The following is a 21,143-nucleotide window of genomic DNA, read 5'->3' on the forward strand; positions in this document are numbered from 1 at the left end:
ATGCAGTTCAGCGAATTGATGGCGGTTCTTTCCACCCTGGCGATCCGACTCCAGCGCGACGGCCAGGACCTGCTGGTCCAGGGCGATGACGAGGCCCTGGACGATGGGCTTTGGGACAGTCTGGTCGAGCACAAGCCACGGCTCCTGGAACTGCTGGACGAGCAGGGCGGCGACTGGCTGAGCCCGGCCTTCAAGATCACCCCGGACATGCTGCCGCTGGCCCGGCTGGACGTATCGGCCATCGAGCGCATCGTCGCCGCGGTGCCCGGTGGCGCGGCCAACGTCCAGGACATCTACCCCCTGGCGCCACTGCAAGAAGGCATGCTCTACCACCATCTGTCCGCGGCCCAGGGTGATCCCTACGTGCTGCAGGCACGCTTCGCCTTCGCCAACGATGCGTTGCGCCAGGACTTCGCCGGCGCCTTGCAATGGGTCATCGAGCGGCATGACATCCTGCGTACCGCCATCGCCTGGGAAAGCCTCGACGAACCGCTGCAAGTGGTCTGGCGCCATGCGCCGCTGGTGTGCGAGCAGGTCGCCCTGGACCCTGCCGGCGGCGATGCCCTGGGCCAGTTGCAGGCCCGCTACGATGCTCGGCATCTGCGCCTGGACCTGCGCCAGGCACCGCTGCTGCGCCTGGTCTACGCCGAGGACCCGGGCAACGGGCGCCAGGTGGCCCTGTTGCTGTTCCACCACATGGCCCTGGACCATGCCGCGCTGGATGTGGTGCGCCAGGAAATCCAGGCCCGCTTGCTCGGACACAGCGACCGGCTGCCGGCCCCGGTGCCGTTTCGCAATCATCTGGCCCAGGCGCGCCTGGCCCAGGAGCAGGGGCACCATGAGGCGTTCTTTCGCGAGATGCTGGGGGACATCGACGAGCCGACGTTGCCGTTCGGCATCGCCGATGTACAGGGCGCGGGCCGGCGCATCGAGGAGCGGCGGGCGACCCTGCCCAGCGAGCTCAGCCAGCGCCTGCGGGCCCAGGCCCGGCAATTGGGGGTGAGCGTGGCGAGCCTGATGCACCTGGCCCTGGCGCGGGTCCTGGGTCAGGTATCCGGACGCGAGGCGGTGGTATTCGGCACGGTGCTGCTGGGCCGCATGGAAGCCGGCGAGGGCGGCGAGCGGGCCTTGGGCATGTTCATCAATACCTTGCCGCTACGGGTGGATGTCGGTGCCCAGGGCGTGCGCGCCGGAGTGCTGGCCACCCACCGCCGGCTGACCGCCATGCTCGGCCATGAACACGCGTCGCTGGCCCAGGCCCAGCGCTGCAGCGGCGTCAGCGCGCCGACCCCGCTGTTCAGCGCCATGCTCAACTATCGCCACAGCCACGCTGGCGACGCCCAGGAAGTCCAGGAAGTCGTGCCGGGCATGCAGATCCTGGGAGCCGAGGAGCACACCAACTATCCGCTGACCATCAACGTCGACGATCTCGGCGAAGACCTGCGGATCGTCGCCCTGGCGGACGTCGCCATCGGCGCCGAGCGCATCACCGGCTACTTGCTGGGCGTGCTGGAGAGCCTGGCCCTGGCCTTGCAGGACAGCCCCGAGGCACCGCTGCACAGCCTGCAGATGTTGCCGGCCAGCGAGCGCCAGTACCTGTTGCAAGGGCTCAACACGCCCCAGGGCCACTACCCGGATCACCCGCTGATCCACCAGCAGGTCGAGGCCCAGGCCCGGGTCCAGCCCGAGGCCACGGCGCTGATCTTCCAGGACCAGCGGCTGAGCTACGGCGAGCTCAACCAGCGTGCCAACCAGGTCGCCCACCGCCTGTTGGCCCTGGGTGTGCGTCCGGACCAACGGGTGGCGATCTGCGTCGAGCGCGGCCTGGAAATGATCGTCGGCCTGCTGGGCATCCTCAAGGCCGGTGGGGCCTACGTGCCCATCGACCCGGCTTACCCGCGCGAACGGATTGCCTACACCTTGCAGGACAGCGCCCCGGTGGCATTGCTGGTGCAGGCCGACACCCAGGCCCTGGTGAGCGACCTGCGGGTGCCGCTGATCGACCTCGACAGCCGCACCCTGGCCCATGAGGCCCTGGACAATCCCCAGGTGTCCGGGCTGACCCCGGCCAGCCTGGCCTATGTGATCTACACCTCCGGCTCCACCGGCCTGCCCAAGGGGGTGATGGTGGAGCACCGCAACGTCGCCCGGCTGTTCTCGGCCACCCGCGACTGGTTCGGTTTCAACTGGCGCGATGTCTGGGCGCTGTTCCATTCCTTCGCCTTCGATTTCTCGGTCTGGGAAATCTGGGGTGCGCTGGTCCATGGCGGTCAGTTGCTGATCGTGCCCCAGGCGGTCAGCCGCTCGCCCGACGCCTGCTATGCGCTGCTGTGCGAAGCCTCGGTGAGCATTCTCAACCAGACGCCCAGCGCCTTCCGCTCGCTGATCTCGGCCCAGGGCCGCAGCGCCCTCAAGCATTCGCTGCGCCAGGTGATCTTCGGTGGCGAGGCCCTGGAGCCCGGGCTGCTCAAGCCCTGGTACGCGCGTGTGGGCAACGTCGGCACCCAGCTGGTGAACATGTACGGCATCACCGAGACCACCGTGCACGTGACCTACCGGCCATTGCAGGCGGCGGACGCGCAACTGGTGGGCAGCAGTCCCATTGGTCGGCGCATCCCTGACCTGCAGCTATACGTCCTCGATGCCTGGCGCGAGCCGCTGCCCACCGGCGTGGTGGGTGAGCTGTACGTAGGTGGGGCCGGGGTCGCCAGGGGCTACCTCAATCGTGAGGAATTGACCGCCGAGCGCTTCATCGTCGATCCGTTCAGCCAGCAGGTAGGCGCCCGCCTGTACAAGACCGGCGACCTGGCGCGCTGGCGCGAAGACGGCAGCCTGGAGTACCTGGGACGCAACGATGACCAGGTGAAGATCCGCGGCTTCCGTATCGAGCTGGGGGAGATCGAAGCGCGCCTGGCCAGTTGCGACGGCGTTCGTGAAGCCGTGGTGGTGGCCCGCGAGGACCTGCCCGGGGACAAGCGCCTGGTGGCCTATGTGATCGCCGCCCCGGGTGCCGCGCCCAGCGCCACGCAATTGCGTGAACAACTGCGCTACAGCCTGGCCGACTACATGCTGCCCAGCGCCTTCGTGCTGCTGGACAGCCTGCCGCTGACCACCAATGGCAAGCTCGACCGCAAGGCCCTGCCGGCGCCCGACAGCCAGGCAGTGGCCCGGCGTGAGTACGAGGCGCCCCAGGGTGAGGTGGAGCAAGCCATCGCGGGGATCTGGCAAGAGCTGCTGCAACTGCCCCAGGTTGGGCGCCAGGACAACTTCTTCGAGCTGGGCGGACATTCGCTGCTGGCAGTCAAGCTGATGGAACGCATGCGCCAGGTGGACCTGTGCGCCGATGTGCGAGTGCTGTTCGGGCAACCGACCCTGGCGGCCCTGGCCGCTGCCGTGGGCGCAGTGAGCGAGGTGCAGGTGCCGGCCAACCGCATTCCCGGCGATTGTTCGCGCATCACTCCAGACCTGCTGCCCCTGGCCAGCCTCGACCAGGCCGCCATCGACCGGCTGGTAGCCCGAGTGCCCGGCGGCGCCGCCAACATCCAGGATATCTACCCGCTGGCGCCGTTGCAGGCGGGCATTCTCTATCACCACTTGAGCTGCGAGGAGGGCGATCCCTACCTGCTGCAAGTGCAGTTCGAGTTCGCCGACGAAGCGACCCTGCAAGCCTTTACCCAGGCCGTGCAACAGGTGATCGAGCGGCATGACATCCTGCGTACCAGCCTGGCCTGGGAAGGCCTGGACGAGCCGGTCCAGGTGGTCTGGCGCCAGGCGCCGCTGGTGGTGCAGGTGCTGGCGGCGGACCCGGCCCGGGGTTCGGCCCTGGCCCAGTTGCAGGAGCGTTTCGATCCACGGCACTACCGCCTGGACCTGGGCGGTGCGCCGCTGCTGCGCCTGGCCTGCGCCCGGGACCCGGGGCAGTCGCGCTGGCTGGGCATCCTGCTGTTCCATCACCTGGCCCTGGACCACACCTCGCTGGAGGTGCTGGTGGAGGAAATCAGCGCCGTGCTGCAAGGCCGTGGCGGGCAACTGCCACCCGCCGTGCCGTATCGCAACTACGTGGCCCAGGCCCGCCTGGGCTTGAGCGAGGCGCAGCACCAGGAGTTCTTCCAGGAGTTGCTGGGCGATATCGACGAGCCGACCCTGGCCTTCGGCTTGCAGGACGTGAAGCGTGACGGTGGCGATATCCACGAACGCCAACTGCACCTGGACCCGCTGCTGTGCCAGCGTTTGCGCACCCAGGCCCGGGCTCTTGGGGTGAGTGTCGCGAGCCTGCTGCACCTGGCCTGGGGCCGGGTGCTGGGGCAATTGTCCGGGCGTGATGACGTGGTATTCGGCACCGTGCTGCTGGGCCGCATGCAGGGTGGCGAGGGGGCCGACCGCGCCCTGGGCATGTTCATCAACACCCTGGCGCTGCGCATCAGCCTGGGCGAGCAGGGCGTGGAACAGGCGCTGCGTTGCACCCATGCGCGGCTGGCGCAACTGCTCGGCCACGAGCATGCCTCCCTGGCCCTGGCCCAACGTTGCAGCGCAGTCCCGGCGGCGCAACCGCTATTCAACAGCCTGCTCAACTACCGCCACAGCGCCAGCCTCGACGCAGACCCCCAGGGGCCGGCGATCTGGGATGGCATCCGCGTGCTCGAATCCCGCGAGCGCAGCAACTATCCGCTGACGGTGAACGTCGACGACGACCACCAGGGCCTGCGCCTGACCGTGCAGGCGCAAGCCTCGGTGGACGGGGCGCGGGTCTGCGGCTACCTGGCTTGCGTCCTAGAGCACCTGGCCCAGGCCCTGGAGCAGGCGCCGGACAAGGCCCTGCTGGCGATCCCGGTGATGCCCAGGACCGAGCGCCAGCAAGTGCTGGTGGAATTCAACGCCACCGCCCGCGACTACCCGCGCCAGCAGACCCTGGCGCAACTGTTCGAGGCCCGGGTCCAGGCCCACCCCGAGCAGGTCGCGGCAGTGCACGGCCAGGAGCGGCTCAGCTACGCCGGGCTCAATGCCCGGGCCAACCGGTTGGCCCATCACCTGCGCGAATTCGGGGTGCAGCCGGGCGATCACCTGGCGATCCTGCTGCCGCGCTCCCTGGACCTGCTGGTCAGCCAGCTGGCCATCAGCAAGTGCGGCGCGGCCTACGTGCCGCTGGACAGCAACGCCCCGGCCAGCCGCCAGGGTTTCATGGTGAGCGATAGCCAGAGCGTGGCCCTGGTCACCCACAGCGACCTGCCGCTGGCGGTGGCGGTGCCCCGGATCGAGCTCGACCGGCTGGAGCTGCAGGCCCTGCCAGCGGATGACGTGCAAGTGCAGCAATCCAGCGCGGCGGTGGCATACATCATGTACACCTCCGGTTCCACCGGCGAGCCCAAGGGCGTGCGGGTGCCGCACCGGGCCATCACCCGCCTGGTGATCAACAACGGTTACGCCGACTTCAACGCCGATGACCGGGTGGCGTTCGCTTCCAACCCGGCCTTCGACGCCAGCACCATGGACGTCTGGGGCCCGCTGCTCAACGGTGGCCGGGTCGTGGTGGTGGACCAACAGACCCTGCTCGACCCGCCGGCGTTCGCCCAGCTGCTGCAAGCTTCTGGCGTGACGCTGCTGTTCCTCACCACCAGCTTGTTCAACCAGTACGTGCAGTTGATCCCCCAGGCCCTCAAGGGCTTGCGCATGCTCCTGTGTGGCGGCGAGCGGGCGGATGCCACGGCGTTCCGGCGGATGCAGGCCCAGGCGCCGAGGCTGCGCCTGGTCAATGGTTACGGCCCGACCGAGACCACCACCTTCGCCGTCACCCACGAGCCCGGAGAGCTGCCGGAAGCTGCCGACAGCCTGCCCATCGGCCGACCGCTGTCCAACACCCAGGTGTACATCCTCGACGCCCACCAGCAGCCGCTGCCCATCGGGGTCGCGGGCGAGATCGTGATCGGTGGCGACGGCGTGGCCCTGGGCTACCTCAACCGTCCCGAACTCACTGCCCAGAAGTTCATCCACGATCCGTTCGCCAACCGCGCCGGTGCCTTGCTCTACCGCACCGGGGACATCGGCCGCTGGCTGGGCAACGGCCTGCTGGAGTATCTGGGGCGCAACGACGACCAGGTGAAGATCCGTGGCCTGCGCATCGAGCCGGGGGAAGTCGAGGTGCGCCTGGCGGCGTGCCCGGGGATCAGGGATGCGCAGGTCCTGGTGCGCGAGGACGAGCCCGGGGACCAGCGCCTGGTGGCCTACTACCGGGTGCAGGACGATGTCGCGCAGCTGTCCGCCCAGACCCTGCGCGACGCCTTGCTCCAGCAATTGCCGGAATACATGGTGCCGCTGGCCTATGTGCGGCTGGATGCCTGGCCGCTGACCGCCAACGGCAAGCTCGACCGCAAGGCCCTGCCGGCCCCGGCCGCCTCGGCCAGCCTCAGCCGTGAGTTCGTCGCGCCCCGGGGCGAGGTGGAAATCGCCCTGGCGCGGATCTGGAGCGACCTGCTCAAGGTAGAGCGGGTCGGGCGCCATGACCACTTCTTCGAACTGGGTGGGCATTCGCTGCTGGCGGTGAGCCTGATCGAACGCATGCGCCAGATCGGCCTGGGAGCCGATGTGCGGGTGCTGTTCAGCCAGCCGACCCTGGCCGACCTCGCCGCCGCCGTGGGCAGCAGCCGCGAAGTCCGGGTGCCGGCCAACCGCATCGGCGCCCAGTGCCGGCAGATCACCCCGGACCTGCTGCCGCTGGTGGAGCTGGAGCAGGCGGACATCGACCGGGTGGTGGCCTGTGTGCCGGGCGGGGTGGCCAATGTGCAGGACATCTATCCCCTGGCGCCCTTGCAGGAAGGCATTCTCTACCACCACCTGAGCGCCGGGCAGGGCGATCCCTACCTGCTGCAATCGCGTATGACCTTCGACAGTCCCGAGCGCCTGGAGCGCTTCGCCGCGGGCTTGCAGCAAGTCATCGACCGCCACGACATCCTGCGCACCGCGGTGCTCTGGGAGGGCCTGGCGCAGCCGCTGCAGGTGGTCTGGCGCGAGGCTCGGCTGCAACTGCTGGAGCAGGCGCTGGATCCGGCCGACGGCGACATCCTCGAACAACTGCAACAGCGTTTCGACGCCCGCCACTGGCGCCTGGACCTGGCCCAGGCACCGCTGATCCGCCTGGTGCATGCCTATGACCGGCAACGCCAGCGGGTGGTGGCGATCCTGTTGTTCCATCACCTGGCCCTGGACCACACCGCTATGGAGGTGATCGGCCAGGAAATGCGCGAGCTGCTGTTCAACGGTGGTCGCGGCCTCGGCGCCCCGGTGCCGTATCGCAACTACGTGGCCCAGGCCCGCCTGGGGGCCGGCCAGGCCGAGCATGAGGCGTTCTTTCGCGAGATGCTCGGCGACATCGACGAGCCGACCCTGGCCTTCGCCGTGGAGGATGTGCAAGGCGACGGCCGGGACATCGAGGAGGCCCACCTGGCGTTGCCCGAGGCCCTGGGCCTGCGCTTGCGTGAGCAGGCGCGGCAACTGGGGGTCAGTGCCGCGGCGCTGATGCACCTGGCCTGGGCCCTGGTGCTGGGGCAGGTGGCCAACCGCCGGCAAGTGGTGTTCGGCACCGTGCTCATGGGCCGCATGCAAGGCGGCGAGGGCGCCGACCGGGCCCTGGGGGTGTTCATCAACACCTTGCCGTTGCGGGTGGATGTGCAGGGTTGCACGGTGCGCGCGGCGGTCAAGGCCACCCACGCCCGGCTCAGTGCCTTGCTCGGCCATGAACACGCTTCCCTGGCCCTGGCCCAGCGCTGCAGCGCCCTGGCCAGCGGGGCGCCGCTGTTCAACGCCTTGCTCAACTACCGGCACAGCGTCCCGCAACCGGCCGCCGCCGGCCAGGACATCTGGCAGGGCGTGGAACTGCTCGGTGGCGAGGAGCGCAGCAACTATCCGCTGAGCCTGAGCGTCGACGATCTGGGCGCAGGCTTCGGCCTGTCTTTGCTGGCCCTGGCCGGGATCGGCGCGCAGCGCCTGGGGGACTACATGTCGCGTGCCCTGGAGCAACTGGTCGATGCCTTGGAGTGGAGCCCCGAGCTGGAGCTGGGGCAACTGTCGGTGTTGCCGCTGGCGGAACGCGAGCGCCTGCTGCGGGACTTCAATGCCAGCACCGCCGCCTATCCGCGTGGGCAGACCTTGCATGGCCTGTTCGAGGCCCGGGTCCGCGCGGCCCCCGACGCCGTGGCGCTGGTCCAGGGGCCGCTGCGCCTGAGCTATCGCCAGTTGGACCAGCAGGCCAACCAGCTGGCCCGGAAACTCTTGGCGTTCGGCGTGCAACCCGATGACCGGGTGGCCTTGTGCCTGGCCCGTGGCCCGCAACTGCTGCAAGGAATGCTGGCGGTGCTCAAGGCCGGGGCCGCCTATGTGCCCATCGACCCGAGCCATCCGGCCGAGCGCATCGCCTACCTGGTACAGGACAGCGCCCCCCGGGCGCTGCTGGTGGCCGGTGGCTTGTCGCCAGCGCCTGGGGTGCCGGTGCTCGACCTCGACCGGCAGGTCTGGACCGACTCCGATCCGGACACCCCGCAGGTGCCACGGCTGACCCCGGCGCACCTGGCCTATGTGATCTACACCTCGGGCTCCACCGGCCAGCCCAAGGGCGTGATGGTCGAGCACCAGAGCCTGGAGAACCTGGTGCACTGGCATTGCCAGGCCTTCGACCTGGGCCCCGGGCGGCATGCCTCCAGCCTCGCCGGCCTGGGCTTCGACGCCATGGCCTGGGAGGTCTGGCCGACCCTGTGCAGTGGCGCGACCCTGCACCTGCCGCCGGCCGATATCGGCCACCAGGACATCGAGCGGCTGCTGGCCTGGTGGCGCGACCAGCCGCTGGATGTGAGCTTCCTGCCGACGCCGGTGGCCGAGTACGCCTTCAGCCAGCAACTGCGGCACCCGACCCTGCGTACCTTGCTGATCGGCGGTGACCGCTTGCGCCAGTTCACCCGCGACCCGGGCTTTACCGTGGTCAACAACTACGGGCCCACCGAAGCCACGGTGGTGGCGACCTCCGGGGCGCTCGTGGCCGGTGGTGCGCTGCATATCGGCCGGCCCATGGCCAACGCCCGCATCTACCTGCTGGACGAGCTGCTGCGGCCGGTACCGGTCGGTGTCGCCGGCGAGTTGTACGTGGGCGGCGCCGGGGTAGCCCGGGGTTACCTGAATCGTCCCGAGCTGACCGCCGAGCGCTTCCTCGACGACCCATTCAGTGCCGAGCCCGGCGCGCGCATGTACCGCAGCGGCGACCTGGCGCGCTGGCGCGAAGACGGCACCCTCGATTACCTGGGGCGCAACGACGACCAGGTCAAGGTACGTGGCATGCGCATCGAACCGGGGGAAATCGAAGCCGCGCTGCTCCAGCACCCGGCCCTCGAGGAAGCCCTGGTGCTGGTGGCCGAAGAGCGCCTGCTGGCTTACTTCACCTTGCGCGCAGGCGCCGCGGAACTGGCGGCCGAAGACCTGCGCGACCACCTGCAGGGGCGCCTGCCGGACTACATGCTGCCGGCGGCCTACGTCCGCCTCGCAGCCCTGCCACTGACCGCCAACGGCAAGCTCGATCGCCAGGCCTTGCCGGCGCCGGCCCAGGGCGATTGGCTCAGTCGCGAGTTCGAGGCCCCCCAAGGCGAGGTGGAAACCACCCTGGCGCGGATCTGGAGCGAGTTGCTCAAGGTCGAGCAAGTCGGCCGCCACGATCACTTCTTCGAGCTGGGCGGGTACTCGCTGCTGGCGGTGACCCTGGTGGAGCGCATGCGCCAGGCCGGCCTGGAAGCCGACGTGCGGGTGCTGTTCGAACAGCCGACCCTGGCCGCCCTGGCCGGGGCGGTGGGTGCCGGGCGCCAGGTCGCGGTGCCGGCCAATCGCATCCCGGCCGGCTGCCGGCACATCACCCCGCAGCTGTTGCCACTGATCGAGCTGGACCAGGAGGCCATCGACCGGGTGCTGGCCACGGTCCCCGGCGGCGCCGCCAATGTGCAGGACATCTACCCCCTGGCGCCCTTGCAGGAGGGCATCCTCTACCATCACCTGAGCGCCCGCGAAGGCGACCCCTACCTGTTGCAGTCGCACCTGGCGTTCGCCAGCCGCCAGCGCCTGGAGGATTTCGCCGCGGCCCTGCAACGGGTCGGCGAGCGCCACGATATCCTGCGCACGGCGATCCTCTGGGAGGGACTCAAGCAACCGCTGCAAGTGGTCTGGCGCGAGGCCCGGGTGGCCCTCGAGGAAGTCGACCTGGATCCGGCCGATGGCGACATCCTGCAGCAGTTGCACCAACGCTTCGATCCTCGCCATTGGCGCCTGGACCTGACCCGGGCGCCGTTGCTGCGCCTGGTGTTCGCCCAGGACCCGGTACGTCAGGGCGTGGCGGCGATCCTGTTGTTCCACCATATCGTCCTCGACCACACCGCCCTGGATGTGGTGCGCGAGGAGATCCAGGCCTGCCTGCTGGGGCAGCAGCCCGCGGGCGCGCCGATCCCCTATCGCAACTACGTGGCCCAGGCGCGCCTGGGTGTCAGCCGCGAGGAGCACGAGGCGTTCTTCCGCCAGATGCTCGGCGACATCGATGCCCCGACCCTGCCGTTCGGCTTGCAGGATGTGCAGGGCGATGGCGATGCCATCGAAGAGGTGCAGCAAGCTGTGGACGCGACCCTGGCCACTCGCTTGCGGGCCCAGGCGCGGCTGCTGGGGGTCAGTGCCGCGAGCCTGTTCCACCTGGCCTGGGCCCGGGTGCTGAACCTCACTACCGGCCAGGAGCGGGTGGTATTCGGCACCGTGCTGCTGGGCCGCCTGCAGGCCGGGCAGGGCGCCGACCGGGCCCTGGGCATGTTCATCAACACCTTGCCGCTGCGGGTCGATCTGGACGCCGGTGGGGTGCGTGCGGCGGTCAAGGCCACCCACGTCCGGCTCAGCGCCTTGCTCGGCCATGAGCATGCGTCCCTGGCCCTGGCCCAGCGTTGCAGTGGGGTGGCCGCGCCGCTGCCGCTGTTCAGCGCCATGCTCAACTACCGCCACGGCAGCGATGCGCCGCCGAGCGAGGCCGTACGCCAGGCCTGGCAGGGCATCCAGACCCTGCACAGCGAGGAGCGCACCAACTATCCGCTGAGCCTCAACGTCGACGACTTTGGCCAGGGCTTCCGCCTGACCGCCATGACCCCGGCGCGGATTGGCGCCGGACGGGTGTGCGGCTACTTGCAGCAAGCCCTGCTGGCCCTGGTGGACAGCCTGGAGCAAGCGCCGCAGCGTTCCCTGCTGCAGGTGCCGATCCTGCCCGAGGCCGAGCGCCGGCAACTGCTGGAAGGCTTCAACGCCACGGCCCGCGACTACCCGCTGGAGCAGACCCTGCACGGGTTGTTCGAAGCCCAGGTACTGCGCAGCCCCGAAGCGCTGGCGGTACAGGCCGGCGAGCAGCGCCTGAGTTATCGCCAGTTGAACCAGCAGGCCAACCAGTTGGCCGGGCACTTGCTGCAACTGGGCGTCGGCCCGGACCAGCGGGTGGCGATCTGCGTCGAGCGCAGCGTCGACATGGTGCTGGGCCTGCTGGCGATCCTCAAGGCCGGGGGCGCTTACGTGCCTATCGATCCGGCCTATCCCCAGGAGCGGATCGACTACATGCTCCAGGACAGCGCGCCGCTGGCGGTGCTGGTCCAGGGCGCGACCCGGCACCTGGCGCAGGCGTGCGGGCTGGCGTTGCTGGACCTGGACCAGCCGCAATGGGCCGCACAGTCCCGGGACAACCTGCCAGCGCCGCACTGCGCGCCACGGCAGCTGGCCTACGTGATCTACACCTCCGGCTCCACCGGCCAGCCCAAGGGCGTGATGAACGAGCACCGGGCGGTGGTCAACCGCTTGCTGTGGATGCAGGAGCAGTACCGCCTGGACGCGAACGATGCGGTGTTGCAGAAGACCCCATTCAGCTTCGATGTGTCGGTGTGGGAGTTCCTCTGGCCGCTGTTCACCGGCGCCCGCCTGGTGATGGCCCGCCCCGAAGGGCACAAGGACCCGGCCTACCTGCGCCAGCTGATACGCGAGCAGGGCATCAGTACCTTGCACTTCGTGCCGTCGATGCTCGATGTATTCCTCGCCCACGACGCCACGCCGGACGACCTCGGCCTGCGCCAGGTGATGTGCAGCGGCGAGGCGCTGCCGGGCAGCCTGGTGCGGCGCTTCAAGCAGCAGTTGCCCAACGTCGCCCTGCATAACCTGTATGGCCCCACCGAAGCCGCGGTGGACGTGACGGCCTGGGATTGCACCGGCCCGCTGGACGCCACCCCGGACAACACGCCCATCGGCAAGCCGATCGCCAACACCCGCCTGTACCTGCTGGATGCGCAATTGCAGCCGGTGCCCTTGGGGGTGGTGGGCGAGCTGTTCATCGCCGGGGTGCAGGTGGCCCGTGGTTATCTCAACCGCGAACAACTGACCGCCGAACGTTTTGTCGACGACCCGTTCAGTGATCAACCAGGCGCGCGCATGTACCGCACCGGCGACCTGGGGCGCTATCTCGCCGACGGCAATATCGAGTACCTGGGGCGCAACGACGACCAGGTGAAGATCCGCGGCCTGCGCATCGAGCTGGGGGAAATCCAGGCGCGCCTGACCCAGCTCGAAGGCATCAAGGAAGCGGTGGTCCTGGCCCGCGAGGACGTGCCTGGGGACAAGCGCCTGGTGGCCTACTACACCAGCGCCGCCGGGCACGCGAAGTTGCCCGTGGAGCAGCTGCGCCAGGCGTTGCTGGAGCACCTGCCGGACTACATGGTGCCGGCGCTGTTCGTGCACCTGGAGGCCTTGCCCCTGAGCCCCAACGGCAAGCTGGAGCGCAAGGCGCTGCCGGCGCCGGGGCTGGAAGCGGCGGTGGTGCGCGAGTACGAGGCGCCGGTGGGCGACACCGAGATCCTGCTGGCGCAGTTGTGGGCCGAGCTGCTCAACGTCGAGCGGGTAGGGCGCCACGATCACTTCTTCGAACTGGGCGGGCACTCGCTGCTGGCGGTGAGCCTGATCAGCCGGATGCGCGAACACGGCATGGAGGCCGATGTCCGCGCGTTGTTCGAACAACCGACCCTGGCCGGCTACGCGGCAATTACCGAACGAATGGAGATCGTCCTGTGAGCGTGATCGAACTGTTGGCGACACTGAAGGAAAAGGACGTCCAGCTGGTGCTCAAGGACGACCAACTGGTGGTCCAGGGCAACAAGCAGGCCTTGAGCGACCCGGCCTTGCTGGCGCGCCTGCGCGAGCTCAAGCCGCAGTTGATCGAACTGATCAAGAGTGGTGAGTACGCGCCGGCCAAGGCCGGCCAGGTCGAGGTGCCGGCCAACGGCATCACCGCGCAGACCCGGCGCATCACCCCGGACCTGCTGCCCTTGGCCAACCTCGACCAGCAGGCCATCGATCGCATCGTCGCCACGGTGCCGGGCGGGGTCGCCAACATCCAGGACATCTACCCCCTGGCGCCGCTGCAGGAAGGCATCCTCTATCACCACGTCAGCGCCACCCTGGGCGATCCCTATGTGATGCAGGCGCAGTTCGCCTTCGCCAGCGCGCAGCACCTGGAGGCTTTCGCCGAGGCCCTGCGCGGGGTCATCGCCCGCCATGACATCCTGCGTACCGCCGTGCTCTGGGACGGCCTGGCGCAACCGATGCAGGTGGTCTGGCGCGAAGCCGGGCTGATCCTCCAGGAAGTCGAGCCGGACCCGGCCGGCGGCGCCGTGCTGGAGCAACTGCAAGGGCGCTTCGATGCCCGCCACTACCGCCTGGACATCAGCCAGGCGCCGATGCTGCGCCTGGTGCATGCCTGGGACGAAGCCGGACAGCGCATCGTCGCCATCTTGCTGTTCCACCACATGGCCATGGACCACAGCGCCCTGGACGTGGTGCGCCACGAAATGCAGGCCCTGCTCACCGGCCAGGCCGCGCGCCTGGGCCCGGCCCTGCCGTTTCGCAACTACGTGGCCCAGGCCCGGCTGGGCATCAGTGAGCAAGAACACGAGACCTTTTTCCGCCAGATGCTGGCGGACGTCGACGAGCCGACCCTGCCGTTCGGCCTGCAGGACGTGCAAGGCGATGGTCGGGCGATCGAGGAGGCCAGCCTGGCCCTGCCCACCGCCCTGAGCCTGCGCCTGCGCAGCCAGGCGCGGCAGGCCGGGGTCAGTGCCGCGAGCCTGTTCCACCTGGCCTGGGGCCGGGTGCTGGCGACCCTGGCCGGCAAGCACAAAGTGGTGTTCGGCACCGTGCTGATGGGCCGGATGCAGGGCGCCGAAGCCACCGACCGGGCCCTGGGCATCTTCATCAACACCTTGCCGTTTCGCCTGGACGTGGCCGAGCAGGGCCTGGCCGAGGCCCTCAAGGACACCCACAAGCGCCTGACCAGTCTCTTGCGCCATGAGCATGCGGCCCTGGCCCTGGCCCAGCGCTGTAGCGGAGTCAGTGCGCCGACCCCGCTGTTCAGCAGCTTGCTCAACTACCGCCACAGCGCCGCCGGAGCCAGTGCCGAGGCCCAGGCCGCCTGGGCCGGGATCAGCACCCTGCACAGCGAGGAACGCACCAACTACCCCCTGACCTTGAGCATCGATGATTTCGCCGAGGACTTTGGCCTGACCCTGCTGGCCAGCACCCAGGTCGATCCGCGGCGGATCCTCGGTTACCTGCTGTGCACCCTGGAGCATCTGGCCCAGGCCCTGGAGCAGGACCCGCAGCTGGCCCTGGAAGCGCTGGCGGTGTTGCCGGCCAGCGAACGCCGGCAGGTACTCGAAGGTTTCAACCGCAGCACGCGGGACTACCCCCGGGGCCAACCCCTGCATCGGCGCATCGAGGCCCAGGCGGCCCATGCCCCCGAGGCGCTGGCGGCCTGCTGCCAGGGTCGTGAACTGAGCTATGCCCGGCTCAATGCCCAGGCCAATGGCCTGGCCCACCGGCTGCGGGCCCTGGGAGTGCGGCCCGACGACCGGGTGGCGATCGTCGCCCGCCGGGGCCTGGAGACCCTGGTGGGCCTGCTGGCGATCCTCAAGGCTGGTGGCGCCTACGTGCCCATCGATCCGGCCCATCCCGATGAACGCCTGAACTACCTGCTGGACGACAGCAGCCCACGGGTGGTGCTGGTCCAGGCCGAGTTGCGCCAGCGCCTGCCGGCCCTGGCGGTGCCGGTGCTCGAACTCGACCCGCGGCACTGGCAGGACCAGCCCGGGGACAACCTGGAGGTGCCCGGGCTGAGTGAGCGGAACCTGGCTTACGTGATCTACACCTCCGGTTCCACCGGCCTGCCCAAGGGCGTGATGGTCGAGCACCAGACCCTGGGCAACCTGGTGGACTGGCATTGCCAGGCGTTCGAGCTGGGCCGCGCCAGCCAGACCTCGAGCCTGGCCGGTTTCGGCTTCGACGCCATGGCCTGGGAAATCTGGCCGGCCTTGTGCGTGGGCGCGACCCTGCACCTGGCGCCGGCCAGCCAGGGCACCGAGGATGTCGACGCCTTGCTCGCCTGGTGGCGGGCCCAGCCGCTGGATGTGAGCTTCCTGCCGACCCCGGTGGCCGAGTACGCCTTCAGCCAGCAACTGGGGCACCCGAGCTTGCGTACCCTGCTGATCGGCGGCGATCGCCTGCGCCAGTTCGGCCAGCGGCAGAGCTTTACCCTGGTCAACAACTACGGCCCCACCGAGGCCACGGTGGTGGCCACCTCCGGCACCGTCGAGGCCGGTGGCGCCCTGGATATCGGCCGGCCCATGGCCAATGCGCGGATCTACCTGCTGGACGAACGCCGCCAGCCGGTGCCCATCGGGGTCGCCGGCGAGCTGTACGTGGGCGGGGCGGGAGTGGCCCGCGGCTACCTGAATCGTCCCGAGTTGACCGTCGAGCGCTTCCTCGACGACCCCTTCAGCTCCGTGCCGGGGGCGCGTATGTATCGCACCGGCGACCTGGCCCGCTGGCTCGAGGATGGGCGCATCGAATACCTGGGACGCAACGACCACCAGGTGAAGATCCGGGGCGTGCGCATCGAGCTGGGCGAGATCGAGAGCCGCCTCAACCAGATTCCCGGCATCCAGGAGGCGGTGCTCCTGGCCCGTGAGGACCAGCCGGGCAACCTGCGGCTGGTGGCCTACTTCACCGTCCGCGAAGGGCTCGCGGCGCCGACCCCGGGGGAGCTGCGCGAATACCTGCTGGCGCAATTGCCGGACTACATGGTGCCGGTGGCCTATGTGCAGTTGCAGGTCTTGCCGCTGACCGCCAATGGCAAGCTGGACCGCACCGCTTTGCCGGCACCTGACCAGCAGGCACTGTTCAGCCGTCACTACCAGGCGCCTGAAGGGCCTGTCGAAACGACCCTGGCGCAGATCTGGAGCGAAGTGCTGCAGGTGGAGCGAGTGGGGCGCCACGATCACTTCTTCGAGCTGGGCGGGCATTCGCTGCTGGCCATGCGCATGGTCTCGCTGGTGCGCCAGCGCCTGGGCCTGGAACTGGCCCTGGCCGAATTGTTCGCCAATGCCGAATTGCACGCCCTGGCCAGCGTCCTGGAGCGCAGCGGGCGCAGCCAGTTGCCGGAAATCTTCCCGGCGCCCCAGGACCAGGACCTGCCGCTGTCCTTCGCCCAGCAGCGCTTGTGGTTCCTGGCGCAGATGGCCGGCGGCGCCAGCGCCTACAACATTCCCATCGGCCTGGGCCTGCGCGGGCAGTTGGATCGCCAGGCACTGCAACAGGCCTTGCAGACGATCGTCGCCCGGCATGCCACCTTGCGCAGTCGCTTCGTCCTGGTGGATGACCAGCCCCAGGTCCAGGTGGGGCCGCTGGAGGGCGCCCTGGAGCTGTCGCTGGAGGACCTGGGCGATGCGCCGCTGACCCTGGCCGAGCGGGTGCAGGCTGAGGCGGCGCAAGCCTTCGACCTGGAACACGGGCCGGTGATCCGCGGGCGTTTGCTGCGCCTGGCGGACGAGCACCATGTGTTGTTGCTGACCCTGCACCATATCGTCGCCGATGGCTGGTCCATGGGCGTGCTGACCCGTGAGCTGGTGGCCCTGTACAGCGCCTTCAGCCAAGGCCAGGCGGACCCGCTGCCACCCCTGGCGGTGCAATACGGTGACTTCGCCCTGTGGCAACGGCGCTGGCTCAGCGGCGAGGTGCTGCAACAACAGGCCGACTACTGGCGGCGAGTACTGGCCGGGGCTCCGACCCTGCTGATGCTGCCCACCGACCGACCACGGCCGGTGCAACAGGATTTTCGCGGTGCCAGCGTGCCGTTGGCGCTGGAGCCGTCGCTCAGTGCCCGGCTCAAGGCCCTGGCCCAGCGCCATGGCTGCACCCTGCACATGACCTTGCTGGCCGGGTGGGCCTTGTTGCTCGCACGCCTGTCCGGCCAGGACGACCTGGTGGTCGGCACCCCGGTGGCCAACCGCATGCGCGCCGAGGTCGAAGGCTTGATCGGCTTGTTCGTCAACACCCTGGCCCTGCGCCTGGAGCTGGACGGTGCGCAGAGCGTGGCCGGGCTGCTGGCCCAGGTCCGCGCCCGCAGCCTGCAAGCCCAGGCCCACCAGGACCTGCCGTTCGAGCAGGTGGTGGAAATCGTCCGGCCCCAGCGCAGCCTGGCCCACAGCCCGTTGTTCCAGACGGTGCTGACCTGGGTCGAGGACTTCGCCCAGGACCTGGTGCTGGGCGAGCTCAAGCTCGAAGGGGTGGTCGCCGCCAACCAGGTGGCCAAGTTCGACCTGACCCTGAGCCTGGGGGAAAGCCAGGGCCAGATCCGCGGCTCCCTGGACTACGCCAGCGCGCTGTTCGATGCCGGCACCGCCCAGCGTTTTGCCGGCTACCTGGTCCAGGTGCTACAGGCGATGGTCGCCGACGACCAGCAAGCGCTGGCGCGGATCTCGCTGCTGGACCAGGCCGAACGGCACCAGGTGCTGCAAGGCTTCAATGCCGCTGGCCCCGACTATCCCCGGGGTACGCCCCTGCACCAGCTGTTCGCCGCCCAGGCGGCGCAGCAGCCTGCGGCCACGGCCCTGCAAGCCGGCGACCGGCGCCTGAGCTACGCCGAGCTGGAGGCCCGGGCCAATCGCCTGGCCCATCACTTGCGCGGCCTGGGCGTGGGCCCGGACAGCCGGGTGGCGATCTGTGTCGAACGCGGTCCGGAGCTGGTCGTGGGCTTGTTGGCGATCCTCAAGGCCGGGGGCGCCTACGTGCCCATCGACCCGGCCCATCCGGCCGAGCGCATCGCCTACCTGCTGGAGGACAGCGCGCCGCTGGCGCTGCTGGTGCAAGGCGCGACCCGGACCGTGGCCGCCAGCCCGGGCCTCTCGCGGGTCGACCTCGACGATCCGGCCTGGCTGCAGCAACCGCCCAGCGCGCCGCAGGTGCCCGGGCTGACCGCGCAGCACCTGGCCTATGTGATCTACACCTCGGGTTCCACCGGCCAGCCCAAGGGCGTGATGGTCGAGCACCAGAGCCTGGAGAACCTGGTGCACTGGCATTGCCAGGCCTTCGACCTGGGCCCGGGCCGGCACACTTCCAGCGTTGCCGGGCTGGGTTTCGATGCCATGGCCTGGGAGGTCTGGCCGGCCCTGTGCGGCGGCGCGACCCTGCACTTGCCGCCGGCCGGCACCGACCACCAGGACATCGACCGGTTGCTGGACTGGTGGCGCGCCCAGCCGCTGGATGTGAGCTTCCTGCCGACCCCGGTGGCCGAGTACGCCTTCGGTCAGCAGGCCGGGCACCCGACCCTGCGGACTCTGCTGATCGGCGGCGACCGCCTGCGCCACTTCGAGCAGCCCCAGGCCTTTGCCGTGATCAACAACTACGGGCCCACCGAGGCCACGGTGGTGGCGACCTCGGGGCCCTTGGTGGCCGGCGGGGTGCTGGACATCGGCCGGCCCATGGCCAACGCGCGCATCTACCTGCTGGACGAGCAGCGCCAGCCGGTGCCGGTCGGCGTCGCCGGCGAGCTGTACGTGGGCGGTGCCGGGGTGGCCCGGGGCTACCTCAATCGCCCCGAGCTGACCGCCGAGCGCTTCCTCGACGACCCGTTCAGCGCCGAGCCGGGGGCACGCATGTATCGCAGCGGCGATCTGGCGCGCTGGCTGGCGGACGGGCGCATCGACTACCTGGGGCGCAACGACCACCAGGTCAAGGTGCGCGGCGTGCGCATCGAGCTGGGCGAGATCGAGACCTGCCTGAACCGCCTGGCGACCATCCAGGAGGCGGTATTGCTGGCCCGCGAGGATCAGCCGGGGCAGACCCGGCTGGTGGCTTATTTCACTGTTGCCGGGCAGCGGGTGCCGAGCCCCGCCGAGTTGCGGGCGCAGTTGCTGGAGCAGTTGCCCGAGTACATGGTGCCGGCGGCCTACGTACGGCTGGACAGCCTGCCGCTGACCGCCAACGGCAAAGTCGATCGCCGGGCCCTGCCGGAGCCGGCGCTGGACGCGCTGCTGGCCCGGGAATACCAGGCTCCCGAGGGCGACAACGAGATCGCCCTGGCGCAGATCTGGAGCGAGCTGCTGCAGGTGGAGCGGGTTGGCCGCCACGATCACTTCTTCGAGCTGGGCGGACACTCGTTGCTGGCCATGCGCATGCTCTCCCAGGTGCGCCAGAGCCTGGGGGTGGAGCTGGCCCTGGGCGACCTGTTCGCCAACGCCGAACTGCACGCGGTGGCCGCGGCCGTGGCCCGGGCCGAGCGCAGCAGCCTGCCGGACTTGCTGCCGGCGCCGCGCAATCAGCCCCTGGCCTTGTCCTTCGCCCAGCAGCGGCTGTGGTTCCTGGCGCAGATGGAAGGCGCCAACACCGCCTACAACATTCCCCTGGGCCTGCGCCTGCGTGGGCAACTGGACAGCCTGGCCCTGCAACGGGCCTTGGCGCGTATCGTCGCGCGGCATGAGACCTTGCGTAGCCGCTTCGCCCAGTACGGCGACCAGGCCGAGGTACTGATCGCCCCACAAGACTCCGGGCTCGGCCTGCAGGTGGAAAATCTGCGCGGCCATCCCCAGGCCGACGACGCCTTGCAGGCACTGGTCCAGGGCGAGGCTTCGGCGCCGTTCGACCTGGAGCGCGGGCCGCTGATCCGTGGGCGCCTGGTGACCCTGGCGGACGATCACCATGTGCTCTTGCTGACCCTGCACCACATCGTCAGCGATGGTTGGTCCATGGGGGTGCTGACCCGGGAACTGGTGGCCCTGTACGGCGCTTTCAGCCGTGGCCTGCCCGACCCCCTGCCGCCGCTGGCGTTGCAGTACAGCGACTTCGCCCACTGGCAGCGCCGCTGGCTCAGCGGCGAGGTGCTGCAACGCCAGGGTGACTACTGGCGCCAGGCCCTGGATGGGGCGCCGCCATTGCTGCTGTTGCCCACCGACCGGCCGCGCCCGGCCCAGCAGGACTACGCCGGCAGCAGCGTCCCGGTGCGCCTGGACCGCCAGCTCACCGCCAGCCTGCGGGCCTTGGGCCAACGCCATGGCAGCACCCTGTACATGACCTTGATGAGTGCTTGGGCGCTGTTGCTCGGGCGCCTGTCGGGGCAGGCCGAGGTGGTGATCGGCACCCCCGTGGCCAACCGCATGCGGGCCGAGGTCGAAGGCTTGATCGGCTTGTTCGTCAACACCCTGGCGGTGCGCGTGGACCTGGCTGGCGCGCCGCGCATCGAGGCATTGCTGGCCCAGGTCCGCGCCCGCACCCTCGAAGCCCAGGCCCACCAGCACCTGCCGTTCGAGCAGGTGGTGGAGATCCTGCGGCCTGTGCGCAGCCTGTCCCACAGCCCGGTGTTCCAGACGCTGATGACCTGGCAGAACGGCGATGCCCCGCAGTTGGTGCTGGGTGACTTGCGCCTGGAGGGGGGCCACGAGCCCAGCCATTTCGCCAAGTTCGACCTGTCGTTGAACCTGGGGGAGGTCCAGGACCATATCGAAGGCACCCTGGAATACGCCACGGCGCTGTTCGATGAGGCCACCATGCAGCGTTATGTCGGCTATCTGCAGCGGGTGCTGCAGGCCATGGTGAGCGACGACCAGATGCTCCTGGAACAGGTGCCGTTGCTGGACCGGGAGCAGCGTCGGCAGTTGCTCGAAGGCTTCAACGCCACGGCCCGCGACTACCCGCTGGAGCAGACCCTGCACGGGTTGTTCGAAGCCCAGGTGCTGCGCAGCCCCGAGGCGCTGGCGGTGCAAGCCGGCGAGCAGCGCTTGAGTTATCGC

General features: G+C 69.5%; 2 protein-coding genes (1 of these 2 only partly in view). Both read left to right on the plus strand.

The window, feature by feature from the left end:
* Positions 1-13,098, plus strand: coding sequence for a non-ribosomal peptide synthetase (locus tag GDH07_RS09015; protein ID WP_152897167.1), 13,098 nt, complete (start codon positions 1-3; stop codon positions 13,096-13,098).
* Positions 13,095-21,143, plus strand: partial view of an amino acid adenylation domain-containing protein gene (locus tag GDH07_RS09020; protein ID WP_343038199.1) — the 5' portion only. It continues 6,630 nt past the right edge of the window; the window shows 8,049 of its 14,679 coding nt (coding positions 1-8,049); the start codon lies at positions 13,095-13,097; its stop codon lies beyond the right edge, outside the window. The genes GDH07_RS09015 and GDH07_RS09020 overlap by 4 nt, the downstream gene beginning before the upstream one ends.

The organism is Pseudomonas piscis (assembly GCF_009380155.1).
GTDB lineage: Bacteria > Pseudomonadota > Gammaproteobacteria > Pseudomonadales > Pseudomonadaceae > Aquipseudomonas > Aquipseudomonas piscis.

Coding starts and splice junctions, on each gene's coding strand:
- GDH07_RS09015 (WP_152897167.1), top strand. CDS start 1: ATGCAGTTCAGCGAATTGATGGCGGTTCTTTCCACCCTGGCGATCCGA.